At 36.3% G+C, this 18,448-nt stretch carries 16 protein-coding genes; 11 read left to right on the top strand and 5 right to left on the bottom strand.

Annotated elements, in window-relative coordinates; all coding sequences use genetic code 11:
- The first annotated feature begins 857 nt into the window (after nt 1-857).
- The 7 genes from BANVL01_RS19790 to BANVL01_RS19820 all read left to right on the top strand — a co-directional run bounded on the left by BANVL01_RS19790 (nt 858) and on the right by BANVL01_RS19820 (nt 8,490).
- Nucleotides 858-2,786 (top strand): heavy metal translocating P-type ATPase, encoded by a 1,929-nt coding sequence (locus BANVL01_RS19790; protein WP_066095376.1) that lies wholly within the window; start codon nt 858-860, stop codon nt 2,784-2,786.
- A gap of 173 nt (nt 2,787-2,959) precedes the next feature.
- Nucleotides 2,960-3,631 carry a ZIP family metal transporter gene (locus BANVL01_RS19795; RefSeq protein ID WP_047771483.1) on the top strand — a complete coding sequence of 224 codons (672 nt, stop codon included), beginning with the start codon at nt 2,960-2,962 and terminating at the stop codon, nt 3,629-3,631.
- A 257-nt stretch (nt 3,632-3,888) separates the two neighbouring features.
- Nucleotides 3,889-4,260, top strand: a complete 372-nt coding sequence (locus BANVL01_RS19800; RefSeq protein ID WP_066095381.1) for a DUF956 family protein — start codon at nt 3,889-3,891, stop codon at nt 4,258-4,260.
- Nucleotides 4,261-4,651: 391 nt separating this feature from the next.
- Complete coding sequence (locus tag BANVL01_RS19805) at nt 4,652-5,626, top strand: mannose/fructose/sorbose PTS transporter subunit IIA (RefSeq protein WP_066095386.1); 975 nt, start codon at nt 4,652-4,654, stop codon at nt 5,624-5,626.
- A 28-nt stretch (nt 5,627-5,654) separates the two neighbouring features.
- Nucleotides 5,655-6,461 carry a PTS mannose/fructose/sorbose transporter subunit IIC gene (locus tag BANVL01_RS19810; protein WP_066095389.1) on the top strand — a complete coding sequence of 269 codons (807 nt, stop codon included), beginning with the start codon at nt 5,655-5,657 and terminating at the stop codon, nt 6,459-6,461.
- Between the two features lie 19 nt (nt 6,462-6,480).
- A complete protein-coding gene (locus tag BANVL01_RS19815) occupies nt 6,481-7,392 on the top strand; it encodes a PTS system mannose/fructose/sorbose family transporter subunit IID (protein ID WP_066095391.1) in 912 nt (303 codons plus the stop codon).
- 81 nt (nt 7,393-7,473) lie between these two features.
- Nucleotides 7,474-8,490 carry an oxidoreductase gene (locus BANVL01_RS19820; RefSeq protein WP_066095394.1) on the top strand — a complete coding sequence of 339 codons (1,017 nt, stop codon included), beginning with the start codon at nt 7,474-7,476 and terminating at the stop codon, nt 8,488-8,490.
- A gap of 51 nt (nt 8,491-8,541) precedes the next feature.
- Here the strand turns inward: BANVL01_RS19820 and BANVL01_RS19825 are convergent, their stop codons facing one another.
- Entirely contained in the window at nt 8,542-9,936 is a 1,395-nt protein-coding gene (locus BANVL01_RS19825; RefSeq protein ID WP_066095397.1) for a M24 family metallopeptidase, read from the bottom strand.
- Nucleotides 9,937-9,960: 24 nt separating this feature from the next.
- Nucleotides 9,961-10,722 carry a DeoR/GlpR family DNA-binding transcription regulator gene (locus tag BANVL01_RS19830; protein WP_066095400.1) on the bottom strand — a complete coding sequence of 254 codons (762 nt, stop codon included), beginning with the start codon at nt 10,720-10,722 and terminating at the stop codon, nt 9,961-9,963.
- 299 nt (nt 10,723-11,021) lie between these two features.
- On the opposite strand from BANVL01_RS19830, the gene BANVL01_RS19835 reads away from it, so the two are divergent.
- On the top strand, nt 11,022-11,621 hold the full coding sequence (locus BANVL01_RS19835; RefSeq protein ID WP_066095403.1) for a 50S ribosomal protein L25/general stress protein Ctc: 600 nt from the start codon (nt 11,022-11,024) through the stop codon (nt 11,619-11,621).
- 367 nt (nt 11,622-11,988) lie between these two features.
- Here BANVL01_RS19835 and BANVL01_RS19840 read toward each other — a convergent pair whose 3' ends face one another.
- Both BANVL01_RS19840 and BANVL01_RS19845 read right to left on the bottom strand, forming a co-directional pair.
- The gene (locus tag BANVL01_RS19840) at nt 11,989-13,119 is read right to left on the bottom strand and encodes an NADH-dependent flavin oxidoreductase (protein ID WP_066095406.1); all 1,131 of its coding nucleotides are present in this window, start codon (nt 13,117-13,119) and stop codon (nt 11,989-11,991) included.
- Between the two features lie 41 nt (nt 13,120-13,160).
- A complete protein-coding gene (locus BANVL01_RS19845; RefSeq protein WP_066095409.1) occupies nt 13,161-13,916 on the bottom strand; it encodes an IclR family transcriptional regulator in 756 nt (251 codons plus the stop codon).
- Nucleotides 13,917-14,194: 278 nt separating this feature from the next.
- Here BANVL01_RS19845 and BANVL01_RS19850 point away from each other — a divergent pair, with 278 nt between their 5' ends.
- The 3 genes from BANVL01_RS19850 to BANVL01_RS19860 all read left to right on the top strand — a co-directional run bounded on the left by BANVL01_RS19850 (nt 14,195) and on the right by BANVL01_RS19860 (nt 17,111).
- Nucleotides 14,195-15,136: an aldo/keto reductase gene (locus tag BANVL01_RS19850; protein WP_066095412.1), complete on the top strand. Its 942-nt coding sequence runs from the start codon at nt 14,195-14,197 to the stop codon at nt 15,134-15,136.
- A gap of 385 nt (nt 15,137-15,521) precedes the next feature.
- Nucleotides 15,522-15,938: a MarR family winged helix-turn-helix transcriptional regulator gene (locus tag BANVL01_RS19855; RefSeq protein ID WP_235845672.1), complete on the top strand. Its 417-nt coding sequence runs from the start codon at nt 15,522-15,524 to the stop codon at nt 15,936-15,938.
- A 180-nt stretch (nt 15,939-16,118) separates the two neighbouring features.
- A complete protein-coding gene (locus BANVL01_RS19860; protein ID WP_066095413.1) occupies nt 16,119-17,111 on the top strand; it encodes an LLM class flavin-dependent oxidoreductase in 993 nt (330 codons plus the stop codon).
- Between the two features lie 368 nt (nt 17,112-17,479).
- On the opposite strand, the gene BANVL01_RS19865 is transcribed toward BANVL01_RS19860, so the two are convergent.
- Nucleotides 17,480-18,334, bottom strand: coding sequence for a malate synthase (locus tag BANVL01_RS19865; protein WP_066095416.1), 855 nt, complete (start codon nt 18,332-18,334; stop codon nt 17,480-17,482).
- Between the last annotated feature and the right edge of the window lie 114 nt (nt 18,335-18,448).

Consider the following 18,448-nt stretch of genomic DNA (forward strand, 5'->3'; position numbering starts at 1 on the left):
GATACACTTTTCTTTTCTCTTCATTATCTTCAAGTCCTTATCTATCCATAAACTCATCTAATTCTACTTCCACCTGTATTTAAGTCCAAAAGAAACCTATAGAGTTGATATGCCTTCAACCATGTTGTAACACCAGCATTTCCTTTGTCGAAAAAAATTTACACTAACCTCCTTTTTTTACCTAGACTTAAAAAGTTGCATGAGGTAAAATGTTATTATCCATAATACTGAATTTACGGAAAATAACCAATGGGATTTTAATCATTAGTAAAAGGGGAAGGAAAAAAATATTTCCTTCAAAATTGCTGGTAATTAATACAATGATGTAAAAAAAGTTGGCTCCAGGAAATAAATTTTATAGTATAAATTTTTATTGGTCTAAGGAAACATTTTGAAAATGATGAATAAAATACAAATAAAGCGAGTTGATTTACATGTATCAATCTAAACGAATTAAAAAGAAAATTGTAGTTAGTGCCTATCTTTGTAAACTGTTAGGTGCAATTAAGGAAGAAGAATATCGTTTAATCGTTAACAAATCTAAATCAAATCACCACCAATAAAATTAGCAGAAAGAGAGGGATCATAATCAGATATAGGTAAATTTTTTTACCCTCAAACTTTCCCTTGGGCAACATTTGTTCATAAGGGAAATTTAAATAAAAATGAAGAATAAGGGGAGTAGAAAGAAGAAAAGGACAACAGAAAATGCATCCGAGTTAGCTGTTGAAAACAATTCCGGTGGTTAGGAAACTAAAAAACTATTAATATTTTGAAAGCTGCCATACGGATGGCAGCTTTCGCGCATTTTTAAGGTCAGTGATTTTGAATATTATTATCAATTAGGAGTGAGATACATGAGTTCAGAAGCTAAAATTGCCACTAATCAAGTGGTGCAGACTAAAGCTATGGAAAGCCGGATGAAAGGTAAGATGAAAGAGCATGGAGAATTAATGGCTGCAATCCTAAGCGGTCTCCTGATTTTTGGCGGCTGGCTGTTGAACAAGGCAGAAATAAATACTGCATCCATCACCCTATATATCATGGCGTTTTGTATCGGAGGATTTGCAAAAGCAAAGGAAGGCTTGGAGGCGACCATTAAGGAGAAAGAATTAAATGTTGAATTGCTCATGTTCATCGCTGCTGTAGGATCAGCCATTATAGGATATTGGACGGAAGGAGCAATCCTAATATTTATTTTTGCGCTTAGTGGAGCGTTGGAGACTTATACGATGAATAGAAGTAACAAAGAAATATCCTCTCTTATGGAATTGCAGCCAGAAGAAGCCTTTCTTGTATCAAATGGAGAGCAAAGAAAAGTGGATGTTTCTGAACTGGAAATTGGAAATGTGATCTTTGTAAAACCGGGTGAACGAGTTCCAGCCGACGGAGTGGTGGTTAAAGGAGGAAGTGCCATTGATGAATCTGCAATTACGGGAGAGTCCATGCCCATCCAAAAAAATATCAGCGATGAAGTTTTTGCTGGTACAGTGAATATAACTGGTTCTATGTCCATTCAAGTAACGAAGCTGAGTGTTGACACCATTTTTCAAAAAATTATTAATCTTGTACAAACGGCTCAAAGTGAGAAGTCGCCTTCACAGTTATTTATTGAAAGGTTTGAAGGCACTTATGTAAAAGTGGTGTTATCGGTGGTCGCGCTAATGATGATTTTACCTCACTTTTTATTCAGCTGGTCATGGCAGGAAACTTTTTACCGGGCGATGGTCCTTTTGGTTGTATCCTCACCATGTGCATTGGTAGCATCGATTATGCCAGCAACCCTTTCTGCGATATCAAATGGTGCCAGGAATGGGATATTATTTAAGGGTGGAGTCCACCTGGAAAATTTGGGGTCATTAAAAGCTATTGCCTTTGATAAAACAGGGACTATTACAAGAGGAACTCCTGAAGTAACAGATTTTATTGTCGTTGAGGAGGAAAATGAAAGAGAAATCAAACAAATGGCAGCTTCCATTGAATGCCATTCAAACCACCCGCTTGCCAAAGCAATCGTTCGTCATGTTGTAAAAGGTAATGTGGACTTGGTTGAAATAGAAGGAATAACAGATGTTTTAGGCTTCGGTATTGAAGCTATAATACAAGGAGATATATGGAAAATTGGTAAAGCCGAATTTGTAAATTTAGAGAAGGATTCCGAAATATTTGGTGCGCCTCTTGTTGACATGACTGAAAAAGGGAAAACAATGGTTTATATTCAAAAAAATGAAAAGGTAATTGCTTTAGTGGCATTAAAAGATATTCTTCGTTCTGATGCTAAGAAAGCGTTACAAGATTTAAATTCTCTTGATCTTGCAACGGTTATGATTACTGGAGATAATGAAAAAACAGCTAGAGCAATCGCAAAAGATATTAAGTTAAGCGACTATATTTCAGATTGTCTGCCGGAAAACAAGGTTGAGAAGGTAAAGGAATTGAAAAAGAAATATAAGGTTGTAGCAATGGTTGGAGATGGTGTGAATGATGCGCCTGCTCTAGCAACTGCAAGTATAGGGATAGCAATGGGAGAAGGGACGGATGTAGCATTAGAAACTGCGGATGTGGTTCTGATGAAGAATGAGCTTTTAAAGATTCCGCAAGCGATTCAACTTTCAAAGAAAATGAACAGAATCATTAAACAAAATATCTGTTTTTCTATTTTAGTTATCATGGTTTTAATATCCTCAAATTTCCTTCAAGTTTTGGATTTGCCGCTAGGTGTGATTGGACATGAGGGAAGTACCATTTTAGTTATATTGAATGGCTTAAGACTCTTAAAAAATTAGACCTGTAACTGTACCATGGAGGAAATCCTTATTGAAAAATAGGGATTTCCGTTGTTCTTTATTCTGCAATACAATCCCCTTACATATAATGCTAAAAAGCTAATTAAAGGTGGATACTCGTGGCAGTTAATTTAGGAATACTCATTAGTGCGTTAGGGACAATCTTAGGTGCGATGCCCGCTTTATTATTAAGCAATGTAACACATCGTATTAAGGATAATTTATTAGCCTATAGTGCTGGAATCATGGTAGCAGCTTCTACCTATGCTTTAATCCCTTCAACGTTAAAGTTATCTAATATGTTTGTTTTGGTGATTGGAATTTTACTAGGAACTACGACACTTACATTATTAGAGATTAGTTTACCACATTTAGAGATGGATCACTCGGTCCACGCTAACCAGAAAACCAATCCTCTTCTCTTAATCGCTGCAATGGCGATACATAATATACCTGAAGGCATGTCAGTAGGAATCAGCTATGCTAGTCAACTAGACGATTTAGGCTCCCTCGTTTCTTTTTCCATTGGTCTTCAAAACATACCCGAAGGATTCTTAGTTTGCCTATTTTTAATAACGAATCAAATCCCAAAGGTACAAGCACTCTTATATACTGCTTTTACTGCGGGAATAGAATTGGTTTCCTCATTTATTGGTCTGCAAATAAGCGACCAACATTTAGATATTATTCCGTATGGATTAGCATTTGCCGCCGGTTCTATGATGTTTGTTGTCTACAAAGAATTGATTCCAGAAAGTCACGGCGATGGTAATGAAAGATCAGCAACTTTTTCCTTTGTTATTGGTTTGTTAACGATGATATTTATTACGGATGTATTAAGGTAATATAAGCATTTGATTCAGTACGTTCTATATAATTTAATCAAGATGCCTGACCCCAATGTCTCTTTTCTTCTTAGAATTATTGTCAGCCAGAGTATTCATTATTATCTTAGGTCTATTCTTAGTCGATATTGTCGGATACTTAATCGGTCTGTTATAATTTTGAGGATAATGCCCGAACTTGTCCCAAGTATTTTTTGCGTGAAATGAAAAAACGCGTATAATAATTATTATTATAAGAAAGAAATGGAGTACATCAAATGGTCCAATCAATCAATACAAAAGTCGATTTAGTTATTGATGCAACCTCACATATGGGAATTTCAGATTATGGTAAAATCATGATTGGAGACAAAGGATTTGAATTCTTCAATAATCGTGATGCTCGTAAGTTTATTCAAATTCCTTGGGTAGAAGTTGAGTACGTGATCGCTTCAGTCATGTTCAAAGGGAAATGGATCCCACGGTATGCTATCCAAACTAAACGAAATGGGAAGTATACATTTTCTTCAAAAGAGCAGAAAAAAGTTTTGCGAACAATTCGTGAATACGTTGATCCGAATCAGATGGTCCAATCATTAAGTTTCTTGGATGTTATCAAACGCGGCTTGAAGAGTAAATTTAAAAAGTAATAGCTTTACATACAAGACAGGTTGGAGCTTGTCTTTTTTTTGTTGGGACAATTCCGAAAATTTGTTTACGATAAATAAATTTTTCTCCTCTTGTAAGAGGAATAATTAGTGTGCTATAATTATCGTGGAAGCTCATTGAAGTGACGCAGATGCTGTTTATTTAACACTCTATTTACAGCGTTTGCAAAATAAATTTAAATCGCTATTATTTTTTACGTGTTACTGATCCGATCAGGCATGAGTGAAAAGTATTGATTGATATGAAGGATTAAGGGTAATTCTATACCTATATCTTCATTCAATCTACTTTTTGCTCATGCTTTTTTTATTGTTTTGTTGAAACTGTAACCGCTTTAGATGAGCTGAAAAAATAATAATAGGAGGTAAAAAGATGGTAGGAATTATCATTGCAAGTCACGGTGAATTTTCCAATGGTATCTTGCAATCTGGAGAGATGATCTTTGGAAAACAAGAAAATGTTAAAGCTGTTACATTGATGCCGAGCGAAGGACCTGATGATGTAAAGGCAAAAATAAAAGAAGCAATTGCTTCTTTCGACAACCAAGACGAAGTATTATTCTTAGTCGATCTTTGGGGTGGAACTCCTTTCAATCAAGCCAACAGCTTGTTTGAAGAACACAATGACAAATGGGCAATCGTTGCTGGTATGAACTTACCGATGCTGATTGAAGCTTTTGCATCGCGCTTCTCAATGAACACAGCCCATGAAATTGCCGCCCATATTTTGGGCACAGCTAAAGAAGGAGTTAAAGTAAGACCTGAACAATTAGAACCAGCAGCAGCTACTTCTGTTACTGCAGCTGAAGGGCCATCAAATGCAGGTGCTCCTGGTAAATTTGAATACGTGTTAGCACGTATCGACTCACGACTTCTTCATGGACAAGTAGCAACTGCATGGACAAAAACGACACAGCCTACACGTATCATCGTGGTATCTGATGCAGTAGCTAAGGATGACCTTCGTAAGAAATTGATCCAACAGGCTGCTCCTCCGGGTGTAAAGGCACACGTTGTTCCTGTTAATAAAATGATTGATCTTGCAAAAGATGATCAACATTTCGGCGGCCAGCGCGCGTTACTTCTTTTCGAAAACCCGCAAGATGTGCTTAGAGCGGTAGAAGGCGGCGTTCCGTTGAAGACAATCAACGTTGGTTCTATGGCACACTCACCTGGTAAAGTTCAACCGAATAAGGTATTGGCCTTTAACCAAGATGATATAAATACTTTTAAAAAGTTAAAAGAAGCTGGTTTGAATTTCGATGTACGTAAAGTGCCGAATGATTCAAAAGGCGACATGAACGAAATTATCAAGAAGGCTCAAGAAGAGTTAAACAAACAAAAATAAATCCAGAGAAAACGGAGGATTAATAAACATGGATTTGAATGTGATTCAAATAATATTAGTCTTTGTCATAGCATTTTTAGCTGGTATGGAAGGAATTTTGGATGAATTCCAATTCCACCAACCACTCGTTGCTTGTACGTTGATTGGCTTAGTTACAGGAAACTTAGTACCGTGTCTTATCTTAGGTGGTACACTTCAATTGATCGCTTTAGGTTGGGCAAACATCGGAGCTGCCGTAGCACCGGATGCCGCGTTAGCCTCAGTTGCATCTGCCATTATTTTAGTTTTAGGTGGACAAGGTAAAGCTGGTGTGGCTTCTGCAATTGCGATTGCTGTTCCGCTTGCAGTTGCTGGCCTTTTATTAACAATCATCGTTCGTACACTTGCAACAGCAATCGTACACTTTATGGATGCTGCAGCTCAAGAAGGAAACATCAGAAAAGTTGAATTTTGGCAAATCGTTGCTATTTGCATGCAAGGGTTACGTATTGCTATTCCGGCTGCATTAATTATAGCTATTGGTGCAGGTCCGGTTAGAGAATTACTCACATCTATGCCAATTTGGTTGACAGACGGTTTAGCAATCGGTGGGGGAATGGTCGTAGCCGTTGGTTATGCAATGGTTATCAACATGATGGCTACAAAAGAAGTATGGCCATTCTTCGCAATTGGTTTCGTATTAGCGACTGTTTCACAAATCACACTTATCGGTTTAGGTGCTATCGGTGTGGCTCTTGCACTTATCTATTTAGCGCTTTCTAAACAAGGCGGTTCTGGTAATGGCGGAAACGGTAAACATGGTGATCCACTAGGCGATATTATTGATAATTACTAAGAAGGAGGAGGACACAAAAATGGCAAATGAATTGAGATTATCAAAAAAAGATCGTATTTCTGTTTGGTGGCGGTCCACATTCATTCAAGGTTCTTGGAACTATGAACGTATGCAAAACGGTGGTTGGGCATATACGATGATTCCCGCAATCAAACGATTATATAAAACGAAAGAAGATCGTGCTGCGGCACTAAAACGTCATTTAGAATTCTTTAATACTCACCCATATGTAGCTTCACCTATTATTGGTGTAACTTTAGCGCTTGAAGAAGAACGTGCAAATGGTGCGCCGGTTGACGACACAGCCATTCAAGGGGTTAAAGTCGGTATGATGGGGCCATTAGCAGGTATCGGAGATCCGGTTTTCTGGTTCACGGTTAGACCAATCCTTGGTGCATTAGGCGCTTCTCTTGCATTGACCGGTAACATCCTTGGGCCGATTATTTTCTTCGTTTTATGGAATCTCATTCGTATGGGATTCACGTGGTATACGCAAGAATTTGGTTACAAAGCTGGTTCTAAAATTACTGACGACTTATCTGGCGGAATACTTCAAGATATTACCAAGGGTGCATCCATTCTGGGTATGTTCATCCTTGGTGCATTAGTTAACCGGTGGGTATCTGTACAATTTGCGCCAGTTGTATCCGAAGTTAAACTTTCCAAAGGCGCTTATATTGATTGGGATAAATTACCTGCTGGGGCAGAAGGGATTAAAACTGCTTTACAACAGCAAGCTAGTGGTCTTTCATTAGAACCTGTTAAAGTAACTACGTTACAAGCCAACTTGGACAGCTTAATTCCTGGTTTAGCCGGATTGCTTATCACATTCCTTTGCATGTGGCTTCTTAAGAAGAAAGTTTCTCCAATCGTTATGATTCTTGGATTGTTCGTGGTTGGTATCGTCTTCCACTTAATACACTTAATGTAATAATAAAATAGAGCAGCACCTCCTGTTATAATAATCGGAGGTGCTTTTCATATAAAAATAAATATTTTTTAGGAGGCAGCCATGCTTACTATTGGTTATATTGGAAATGGAAAAAGCACGAACAGATATCATCTGCCGTTCGTACTGCAAAGAGAGAATATAAAGGTAAAAACTATTTATCAAAGAAATCCTAAGCATGAAAGTTGGGAAAGGATTGCAGGGGTTAATTATACTTCTGATTTAGATAAACTATTACATGACAAGGACATTCAACTAATAGTTGTTTGCACAAGAACTGACAGTCATTACGAATACACAAAATTAGTATTAGAGCATAATAAGCACTGTTTGGTTGAAAAGCCTTTTATGGAAACCTCAGAACAGGCAAAAGAAATATTTGCAATGGCAAGCAAGAAAGGATTAATTGTCCAGGCATATCAAAACAGGCGTTTTGATAGTGACTTTTTAACCGTTCAAAAAGTCATCGAAGAAGGGAAACTAGGGAACTTGCTGGAAGTGGAAATGCATTATGACTATTATCGTCCCGAAGTACCAGAGTCTGCTCATTCCTTTAATCCCGCAGAGTCATTTTTATATGGACATGGCTGTCATACACTGGATCAGGTTATCAGCTACTTTGGCAAGCCGGAACATATTCATTATGATGTAAGGCAATTATTAGGCCAAGGAAGAATGAATGATTATTTTGATTTAGATTTATATTATGGTGAGTTAAAAGTATCTGTAAAATCCAGTTATTTTAGACTTAAAGAAAGACCTAGCTTTGTCGTCTATGGAAAAAAGGGATGCTTTGTGAAATATTCCAAAGATCGTCAGGAAGAACATTTAAAGTTATTTTATATGCCTGATAACAAAGACTTTGGGATAGATACAATAAACCATTATGGTGTACTCACATATATTGATGAAGAAGGTACAATCCACGAAGAAACAGTGAAATCCGTAAATGGTGATTATGGAAGAGTATATGATGATTTATATGAAGCCATCATAAATGGTAATGATAAAACCATTACAGATGAACAGACACTGCTGCAAATGGAAATATTAGAAACTGGGGTTAAAAATTTAAAGTAAAATGAAAGAAAGGTCTTTCATCCTGAATGGATGAAGACCTTTTATTTTGCCTTATTCAGAGGCTAATGCCTTATCTTTCGTTAGTAAATATGGTCTATAATAACCAACGGTGTTTGATAGAGGGAGTACTTCTTCCGATAGATTGATATTTAACTGTTCTTGAATGTAATTTCTTCGTTTTTGAATTCTCTTCCATAATTGTGGGTATTCGTCTTTTAGCTTATTTCTTAATTCTTCATTTGCAAGAGCAATGGTATCTTCTGCACTAACACCAGCATAGCCTTCAATGGAAGGGATAATGTCAATTTGAAAAATCATGCCGCTTTTAAGTTCTTCAATTGAATCTGGGTATATTGGTGAAGACATCCATTCTTCATCGGAAACAAGATGTCCGGGGTTTAAATGCCAATTGTACTTTTCTTTCGGATAGATCCCTTCAATTACCTCGTAAAAAGTTCCACCATACATCCCTATTTTAATGTTCTCTAACCAATATACAACAGTCTGATAATAAGGAATTGCAACTTTATCTAAATAATCCTTTTGAGTAGACGGGAGTTGTTCAATATTTTCAACAATAAACCCAGTTCTACTGGTCAGACCACCTTTATAGCCTGTGGTTAATGATATAGGATCCCCTACTTTGGTCCGTTTATTAGTAGGATAAACGTTTGCATATTCAAAACGCTTGCCAGTAGCCGCAATGGTAACCACATTATTTGCTTGCCCATCAGCATTCAGAATATCTCCTAAAAAGGATTCTTTAACACCTATATCAATCGCATTTAAAGCTTTTAGCATACAAGATGAAGCAAGGTTTGCCCCATATTCATAATGAGCAATTTCATTAGGATTATTTGTTGTCCTAACCCCAATGTCTCCTCCTATAAATATGTAAGAGGCATTGACAATCTTTGCATGATCATGCTTTGCATTTTGTAATGCCTCAACAATAAAATGAGGAATGTCAAATAGCGTATCGTTAGCTTGTGCTTTTGAAGTAAACATTTTCCAGCCGACAAGGCCAATCTTTTGACTCGTTGAGAAATTAATTTGATCCAATATACCTTCTAATGGATGATCATCGTTCATCGGTTGATTAGGCAAAGAAAAAAGTGAAAAAGGATAAACAGTACCCATTGTACGAGCATATTTTGCCATTTTTAGATTTTCATTCCCCAAAATATATGAACATTCTCCATTGTTTTTCATTACAAAAAGAGCTTCTTCAAATCTTGGAATAAAACCCGTCAAGTATTCAAAATTACTTCCGTGTTCTTTATCAGCGTATATCACCAATACATCAAACTCTTCTTGTTTCATCAATTGAAGAAGTTTTTCTTTTCTTTCGTTGATCGTCTCATCCGTTAAGTAAACGGGAGAAACATTTTCTTCAATTTCAGGCTGTTCTATTTCCTTCAATAGTACTTGTTTCTTCATTGTCATAAACATATTCTCCTATTCTTTTCATCATTCTTCGGTAACTACAAGATCTACGTTATTTTGAGCTAAAGACTCCACAAATTTCTGCTCCGGCATCTTATTAGTAACCAATATATCAATTTCATCGAGGGAACATATTTTGAAATACCCCGTTGTATCAATTTTTGTATGATCTGCTAAAGCAATTACCGTGTTCCCTCTTTGAACCATTGCCCGTTTAACCAACCCTTCCTCCTCTGTATGAATAAACAAGCCCTTTTCAGAAATTGCAAAAACCCCTAATAATGTATAGTCAACACTATATTGTCTGATTTTATCCACCGTATCTGCCCCATATAAAAACAACTGTTCAATATTAAGTTTGCCAGGAAGAACTGAAACAGTTGTCCTTTCATTCTTAGAAAGAAGAATAGCATGTGTAAGAGAGTTGGTAATCCCTTTCAAACTCTTCCCGTTTAATTTAGGAATAACAGCTTCCACTGTTGTGGACGAATCAAAAATAACGGATGAATGATCTTTGACTATTTTAGCAGTCTTCTCTGCAATTTTTTCCTTAATAGTGTTTTCCTGATTTGCTCTTTCTGAGTAATTTAAAATAAGAGCCTCTTTACTAGCTAACACTGCTCCTCCATGTATTCTTCTAATAACATTCTTTTTTTCTAGTTTAATTAAGTCTCTTCTTATCGTATCTTTTGAAACTCCAAGTGTTTCAGCAAGACTTTCAATTGTCACACTAATATTTTCTTCAATAATTTTCTTTTCTTTTTCAAGTCTCTCTTCGATTAGCATAAAACAACTCCCTGTGTATAGAATAATCTACATTGCAATAAGGTGCAATTTTTTGCAACTTTTTTATAATTATAAGATAATATTGCAAAAGATTGCAAGGTGATTTATGCTTTGATAACGGCAATGCAGTATGGAAAGAGTATAAAAAATTACACGGCTTACTCAGTTAACCGATAAGGTAAGTTTGAAATAATATATAAGATTAGATATACTTGAATTGTAAGTAATTTTTAAATATCTTAGATATTTCTATAAAAATTAATGTCTAAGATTTATATAATTAGAAAGGTGGAAATAAAATGAATACGCTAGTAGCTCAAGAAAGGAAAAATTACAAAAAATCTACTTCGAAAAAATTGAGAAACGATGGGAAAATCCCTGCAATTGTTTATGGGAACAATATTGATACGGAATCTATTTCTATAAAAAATGCAGATTTATTAAAAGTGATGAGGGATGTTGGTAGGAATGGTATTTTATCTCTAAATCTTGATGGGAAATCAAAAAATGTAATGTTAAGAGATTATCAGAATGACCCTGTAACTAGGGAGATACTTCATGTGGATTTTCTTCAAGTTGATAAGCATACTGAAATCAATGCAAAAGTGAGTGTTATTCTAAAGGGAACATCTAAAGGTGAGAAAGTCGGAGGAATTGCTAAACAATATCTTCACGAATTGGATATCACAGCAAAAGCAAATGATATTCCAAATGAAATTGAAATTGACATCACTGATTTTGAAATCGGCCATGCCGTAAAAGTAGCAGATATTAAAAAAGATTATAGTAACTGTTCGATCAACCATGAGGATGATGAAACTATAGCGATGATCGACTATGTAAAACCTGAAACAGAGGAAGCTGAGGATACGAGTAAACTTGAAGCCTCGGGTGTTTAATCCTATCACATTAGTACTTTAATGTGGTAAAATACTAATGAAGAGAACAACAATTCTTATTAGTACAACACTTAGTATCTTATAGTAAATGCTCTACCAGGCTAAGTTACTATTAGACTTTTAATACTCGATGTCTTTTACCGTTTTTAAGTATAAACAAAACTAATAATTATTTCAATACTTTTTAAGCAAAAATTTATCTTCAATCAGTTCTATAGCGGAAGCATTTATTGCCTTCTGCTATAGACTTTTTTAGCTTCAGACAATTCCTATCAAATCCCAATCATAAGTATGCAGGGTAGAGTCCAATAAGTGTACAAAAAAAGTAGCTCATTAAGCTACTTTTTTAAATGATACACAAGTTAATTTATCGCTCAATGGGAAACCAACCTTCAACCTCTAAAATCAATTTCCATAAAGGAGTTGGAATGACAGCATGGTGCTGTTCGTTTTGTTTTAACTGTTGAGAAACCGTTCCTTCTTTATGATTCTGTACTTTTTCAACCCAATGCGGATCAACAATTAGCGCTCTTCCAATCGCCGCAAAATCTGTTTTTCCTTTTTCTAATAGGAGTGCTGCATCATCAGATGTATGGATACTACCTACACCAATTAACGGTACACGCCCGTTAATATATTCAGCAATTAATTCGGTACGTGATTTTTCACTCACAATACCTCGACGTGGTTTTGCCCAAGCATCTGTTGTTGCGATATGAAGATAATCAATATCTGCCTGGATTAATTCATCAATTAAAGAAAACGTTTCTTTCATTGTAATGCCCGGTGTTTCCGGCTCTTCTGGTGAAAAACGATAGCCAATTAAAAACGGTTTTTTGGCATGTTCCTGAATTACTTTTTTAACTTCTGCGATAAGTTTAAATGGGAAGAGGAACGGATTTTCAAATTCGTCCTTTCGTTTATTTGAATGGGGTGAAATAAATTGTTGAATTAAGTAACCACTTGCCCCATGTAATTCAACACCATCAAACCCAGCTTCGATAGCTCGACGTGTTGCCTCACCAAAATCAGCAATAATATCGTATACCTCTTCAGTCGTTAATGCTCGTGGTGCTTGTTTAATGCTATAAAATCCACGGTCTTCAAGTGGAGCAATGGCACTAGCACTTACGGTTTCCTCATTTGGAATAAGTCTTGGCACGGCTAAACGTCCGCCATGATAAAGTTGAACGACTCCTTTAGCACCGCCAGAATGAATCACATCGACTAATTTGGAAAGACCTTCAATTGTACCATCATGATCAATGCCCATTTGCCCATCGAAACCTTTCCCATTTTTCGAAACATATGCACATGCCGTAATAATCGTACCGACACCATTTGCACGTTCTCTGTAATAATTAAGTTCTTCCTGTGATACATAGTCATTCTCGTCAGCAGAAAAAGTTGTCATTGGCGCCATCATGAGACGATTTTTTACATGGACACCACTTTTAAATGTATAATCTCGAAATAATTTTTGATAGTTATCCTTCATTTAAATTCTCCTTTAATGAATTCCTCTTTTAAGCTTCATAATTAATGAATAGTTTCTAAAGCTTCGATTTCCTTTGTAATGGCTTCGCTACCTGTATTTAACTTTTGGGCAATATATTTTATATTGCCGCGTGAAATTTGTTCTGCAGGTGCTGCAATAGCTAATGCAGCAATTACTTTTTTATGACGAAATACTGGAACGGCTACACAACGGATACCGACGATCCGTTCCTCATCATCAAATGCATAGCCTTCTTGACGAATTACCTTTAAATGATAATGGAATAGTTGAGAGTCTTGGAACGTATTTTCCGTCGCAGGTTCGAGTGACATTTTACTGAATAAAGGCGCTAACAGTTCTTCATCTAAATGGGCCAAAATGACTTTTCCTAAAGCCGATTGATGTAACTTTGAACGATTTCCGATTTCTTCGTCAGCTGACTTTTTAAATGGAGCATGTAATACCTGAGTCATGACAAGATCGGTATCATCCACTTTGCCTAAATAGGTACTCATTTGTAAATTTTGTGCTGCTTGATGGATGGAATGTAATGAGGCCCAATCCTTTTCGGAGCGTTTTTCAAAATTGTCACCAAACATTTTATGATTAATAAAATATTGAGTTTGAATTTTATAGATATAATTCATCTCTTCTAACGTTGTTAATAATCGAAATGCCGTAGATTTACTTAGGTTGAGTTGATTCATCACTTCTCTCAACGTAATCCCTCGATATTGTTTGACTAATTCTAAAACGAGAAGTCCTTTTTTCAGTGTTGATACTTCATTGTTTGCCATTTGCTCACCTCATCTTCTACTAGTATAGATTCTTATACTTATTGTCTCAAAATATGTAGAAGGAGTTTCATTATTTGAAACTTTCAAGATGGTAAATAAATATAAGCACGTTATTTTAATGATTGGTGGCAATAAAGGTAGTGGGGTTTTTTCGAATTTCGGAGAGAATAGGATACTCATTAAAGAAAGTTTCAATAAATGAAACTTGAACGAAATAATTTGTAGATTTTATTTTTGGTCATTATGATAAGGCTAATGAATGATAGGGGGAAAAAGACATGAAATATACAACATTAAAAAATACAGAACTTAAAGTATCAGAGATTGGACTTGGCACCAATGCAGTTGGCGGGCATAATTTGTTTCAAAATTTAAATGAAGCGGATGGAATAGACTTTGTAAGAGCAGCATTGAACAATGGGGTAAACTTTATTGATACAGCAGATATTTATGGTCTTGGACGTTCCGAAGAATTAGTAGGTGAAGTATTAAAAGAATTTAAACGAGATGACTTTGTGATTGCAACAAAGGGAGCGCAACATTGGTTCCGCGATGGTTCTGTAAAAACGGACAATCGTCCTGAATATTTTCGAGAAGCAGTTGAAAAGAGTTTACAACGGTTACAACTAGACTATGTGGACCTGTATTATTTACACTTCCCAGACAATGAAACACCTTTTGCAGAATCAATTGGTGAATTAGCTCGTTTAAAAGAAGAAGGAAAAATTCGTGCAATTGGGATTTCAAACGTTTCAATTGAACAATTAAAAGAGGCGAACGCTCATGGTGAAATTTCCGTCTTACAATCACCATATAATATGTTAGATCGTTCAGCCCAGGCAGAGGTATTGCCATATTGTGTTGAAAATAATATTTCCTTTATTCCATATGGTCCATTAGCATTTGGATTACTAGGCGGGGGTTTCACAAAAGACTCTAAGTTAGATTCACAGGATTGGCGAAATTCTCTTCCTTTATTTCAAGGTGAGCAATTTCACCGAACACTTGAAGTAGTGGACAAATTGAAAGAAATTGCTGCTCAAAAGGAAACGTCTCTTCCTAATTTAGCGCTAGCTTGGTTACTTGCTCAAGCAGGTGTTGATGCAGTTATTCCGGGAGGAAAAAGGAAAGAGCGCATACTTGAAAACATTCATGCGAGTGAAATTATTTTTTCAAAGGAAGAATTAAATCGTATTAACGATATTCTAAGTAACAACTAATGTATTGGGTTTAACTCAGGTAAAATTCCTAAAAAGTGGCCGCCAAGGAATGATTTTTTAGTTATCACTCTGCTAATCAGATAGTTCTTTTGTTTTGCTAACGCAATCTCATGAGAAACAGTAAAATCCCGTTAAAGATGTTACAGGAAAAATTTAAAAAAACTCTGATTTATCTTACTCTTTGAACACGATGTTAACAGGATATGGGGTCCTCCGGCGCATTAAAGCTTTTAATTCAGTTGGAGGGACTGTCCCCAATGTCAATCCATGAATCAACTTATTTTTATATAGAAGATATTTGTTATAAAACAAATTGCTTGAAGTTAAACCAATTTATCGATATGCTTAGCATACTAACTAATTACTACTGGAAGTAGGTGAACTTTTGATTGAGGATGAAATTCGGGAAATGCTTGATGAAATATCGACCAAGAAGCGTAGGAACTATTCAGAAATGCTGCGTCAAATAGATCTTCATATAGGTCAAGATCAGTTATTATGCCGGTTATGGAAAGAGGATGGCATTACACAGACCCAGTTAAGCGAACGTTTGAATTGTGAACCCCCAACTATTGCAAATATGGTGAAAGCATTGGAAAACTACGGTTTAATCTACCGGCAGCGTGATGCATTAGATGCAAGAGTCAACAGAGTCTATTTAACACCTAAGGGACAAGACATAAAAGAGCCAATTGAAAAAGTTTGGAGAAAGCAGCAGGATAAGTTATTGGATGGAATGTCATCCGAGGAGCTATTATTATTAAAAAAACTCTTGAAAAAAATGGCAGATAATCTATCATAAGTTCGGCTCTTTTATGGAAATCGTTAGCATACTAATGATTTTCTGAACAATAAGGAGCGTAAGCATTTGGTCACAATTCAATCTAGAGTAAAGTTGGTTTAGTATTAAAATATAGGAGCTTTATAATAAATGAAAGCTTTCATTGTTGATGGAATAAACTGGTTGGAAGGGTGTTGAAAAATGAATTTAGGTATTTTGGACCAAGCCCCGATTACGAAGGGAAATAAGGCTGCAGATGCATTAAAAAAGGCGGAAGAGTTGGCTATTTTAGGAGATGAATTAGGCTATCATCGAATGTGGATGGCAGAACATCATGGAACAAACGATTTTGCAAGTTCAGCTCCAGAAGTGACGGCAGCTCATTTGGCTGCTAAAACGAGAAATATTCGAATCGGCACTGGGGGAGTGATGATGATGCATTATTCTCCATTAAAACTAGCTGAAGTGTTTAAAACGTTAAGCGCATTTTCGCCAGGTAGGATTGATTTTGGCGTTGGTCGAGCTCCGGGTGGGGACCAGCGTTCCATCTATGCTTTATCTGAAGGACGTCAGCCGCTGCTGCATAATATGTATGAAAAATTTGATACGGCATTGCAGTTAATCAATGATGAAGTACCCGAAGATGGCTTATATAATCAAACAATCGCCACACCATCCCAAGTCGATTTGCCAGAAGCTTGGCTATTGGGTTCTACTGGTAATAGTGCTATTCAGGCGGGGATAAGGGGCGTCGGCTATTCTTTTGCGCAGTTTTTCAATGGTGAGCTGTCCAAACCAATTTTAGATGCTTATAAAAAGAACTTTAAACCTTCTGCTTTTATGGAGAAACCGAAAATCAATGTTTCCTATATGGTGACAACAGCCGAAACCAAAGAAGAAGCTGAATTCGAAGCAAAGCCTCAAGATATTTGGCGTTTACTGTTTATGAGAGGCAGGATCACACCACTGTTAACACCGGAGGAGGCCCGTGATTATCAATTGACGGAAATGGATCGTATGACTATTAAAGAAAATCGTAACATACATTTAGTTGGAGATGCGAAAGATATAGCTACGTTGCTACAAAAAGAACAGGAGCAATACGGGTTTGATGAAGCGATGATTGTCAGTATTCCCCATTCACAAGAGAAACGTCTCGATGTTTATCGATTAATCGCGCGGGAATTGTTGTAAGTTTAATGTAACACACTTATGATTAAGACTGAACTGGAGCAGCTTTTTCGCGAAAAAAAAGCTGATGTACTTTTTCATATATGTAATGTTTTTATTATTATAATGGTTTCTTTTGCGGCGCATGCTGTAATGACAATTTATATCATCGGAAAAGAAGAGTCAGTCCCCAATCCATTAATGGGTTGGGGACTGACTCTTTTTATTTGGCGGGGCATGATTGTTAATGAAGCCTCGATGGATGGGATACTAGCACACTTGGAAACGATGCATAAAACACCGCAACAGCTGGTGTACTTCACTTACCACGTTCACTTGCATTTGAATATACAACGGAAAAAATTATTTACTGACTTCTTTGGTAGTAAAATCTATAAACGCATTAATGCGCCATTAGGCTCTGGTAACTCTTCTTCCCTGATCCGATTTAATCTACAAAAATGTTCAAAAAAGTTCTGTGCTAGTTCTTTTTCCTGTGTGTCACTTTTCAAAGAAACAATATCAAGTAAAATTTGAGCCATCCATACATTATCAAAATAACGGTATTTACCTGTATTCCAACTCATTTTGTGAGGGGATTTTTCATTTACGTAATATTTCCAAAGAGGCATCCTATCAGATTCCTGTTCTGTAAGTTGTAGTCTGTATTCTGAATGAGCAGGAATATATCCATCTTCACAAAACTTACCGATAAAATCTTCATTCACCATATAAACACCTAAGATACGTCTGTCTTTTTCAGGTATACTGGAATCTCTTGCTGTTAAAAGGCAAACACTATTTTGGTATATGCGGGTAGGTTTGTTTGGCTTTCCTTTGTTATTACCGCTTTTTATTACGCCAGTAAAAACCTTCCACTCTGTAAAAACCCTGCTCAGTTCTTCGTCGTCACACCAAAAAACCATTTGTGATTCGGGATGAAGTTTATGATTCTTCATAAGTTTTTCATGTTCCAAACGAAGTTGCTGTTCTTTACGTTGTCGGTTTTTTTCTTCTTCCTTTTCCTGTTTTACCTTCTCCTGTTCTAGTTCCTTTTTTTGTATAACCTTTTCTAGTGAATTGGCAGCACTTTTATCATGTAGCTTTAGGTGTTTTCCAAATGCATCGGGAAAAACAAACTTTTTATTTTCCGTTGCGAAATGTATTTCTATGGAAGAATCATTATATTCAACAACACTTCCTTTGCCAAAACGCTTGTGTGTTACTTCTTTATTGATTAGATTCATTATTTTTGACCTCCTTGTAATACTAAAACTTGGTTCATTCTATTAGAGTAAGCTCTCTTATTATTTGAAGCCGAAGTTTCTGCAGTGCCTTTTCTCCTATCTGGTTGATGCCCT

It is taken from the genome of Neobacillus novalis NBRC 102450 (assembly GCF_001591805.1).
Lineage (GTDB): Bacteria > Bacillota > Bacilli > Bacillales > Cytobacillaceae > Neobacillus > Neobacillus novalis.

What these genes read in the sequence shown, in the direction of transcription:
- BANVL01_RS19850 (WP_066095412.1), top strand. Translation starts at nt 14,195, where the DNA reads ATGAAATATACAACATTAAAAAATACAGAACTTAAAGTATCAGAGATT.
- BANVL01_RS19800 (WP_066095381.1), top strand. Translation starts at nt 3,889, where the DNA reads ATGGTCCAATCAATCAATACAAAAGTCGATTTAGTTATTGATGCAACC.
- BANVL01_RS19860 (WP_066095413.1), top strand. Translation starts at nt 16,119, where the DNA reads ATGAATTTAGGTATTTTGGACCAAGCCCCGATTACGAAGGGAAATAAG.
- BANVL01_RS19845 (WP_066095409.1), bottom strand. Translation starts at nt 13,916, where the DNA reads ATGGCAAACAATGAAGTATCAACACTGAAAAAAGGACTTCTCGTTTTA.
- BANVL01_RS19805 (WP_066095386.1), top strand. Translation starts at nt 4,652, where the DNA reads ATGGTAGGAATTATCATTGCAAGTCACGGTGAATTTTCCAATGGTATC.
- BANVL01_RS19825 (WP_066095397.1), bottom strand. Translation starts at nt 9,936, where the DNA reads ATGACAATGAAGAAACAAGTACTATTGAAGGAAATAGAACAGCCTGAA.
- BANVL01_RS19835 (WP_066095403.1), top strand. Translation starts at nt 11,022, where the DNA reads ATGAATACGCTAGTAGCTCAAGAAAGGAAAAATTACAAAAAATCTACT.
- BANVL01_RS19815 (WP_066095391.1), top strand. Translation starts at nt 6,481, where the DNA reads ATGGCAAATGAATTGAGATTATCAAAAAAAGATCGTATTTCTGTTTGG.
- BANVL01_RS19865 (WP_066095416.1), bottom strand. Translation starts at nt 18,334, where the DNA reads ATGAATCTAATCAATAAAGAAGTAACACACAAGCGTTTTGGCAAAGGA.
- BANVL01_RS19830 (WP_066095400.1), bottom strand. Translation starts at nt 10,722, where the DNA reads ATGCTAATCGAAGAGAGACTTGAAAAAGAAAAGAAAATTATTGAAGAA.
- BANVL01_RS19790 (WP_066095376.1), top strand. Translation starts at nt 858, where the DNA reads ATGAGTTCAGAAGCTAAAATTGCCACTAATCAAGTGGTGCAGACTAAA.
- BANVL01_RS19840 (WP_066095406.1), bottom strand. Translation starts at nt 13,119, where the DNA reads ATGAAGGATAACTATCAAAAATTATTTCGAGATTATACATTTAAAAGT.
- BANVL01_RS19810 (WP_066095389.1), top strand. Translation starts at nt 5,655, where the DNA reads ATGGATTTGAATGTGATTCAAATAATATTAGTCTTTGTCATAGCATTT.
- BANVL01_RS19820 (WP_066095394.1), top strand. Translation starts at nt 7,474, where the DNA reads ATGCTTACTATTGGTTATATTGGAAATGGAAAAAGCACGAACAGATAT.
- BANVL01_RS19795 (WP_047771483.1), top strand. Translation starts at nt 2,960, where the DNA reads ATGCCCGCTTTATTATTAAGCAATGTAACACATCGTATTAAGGATAAT.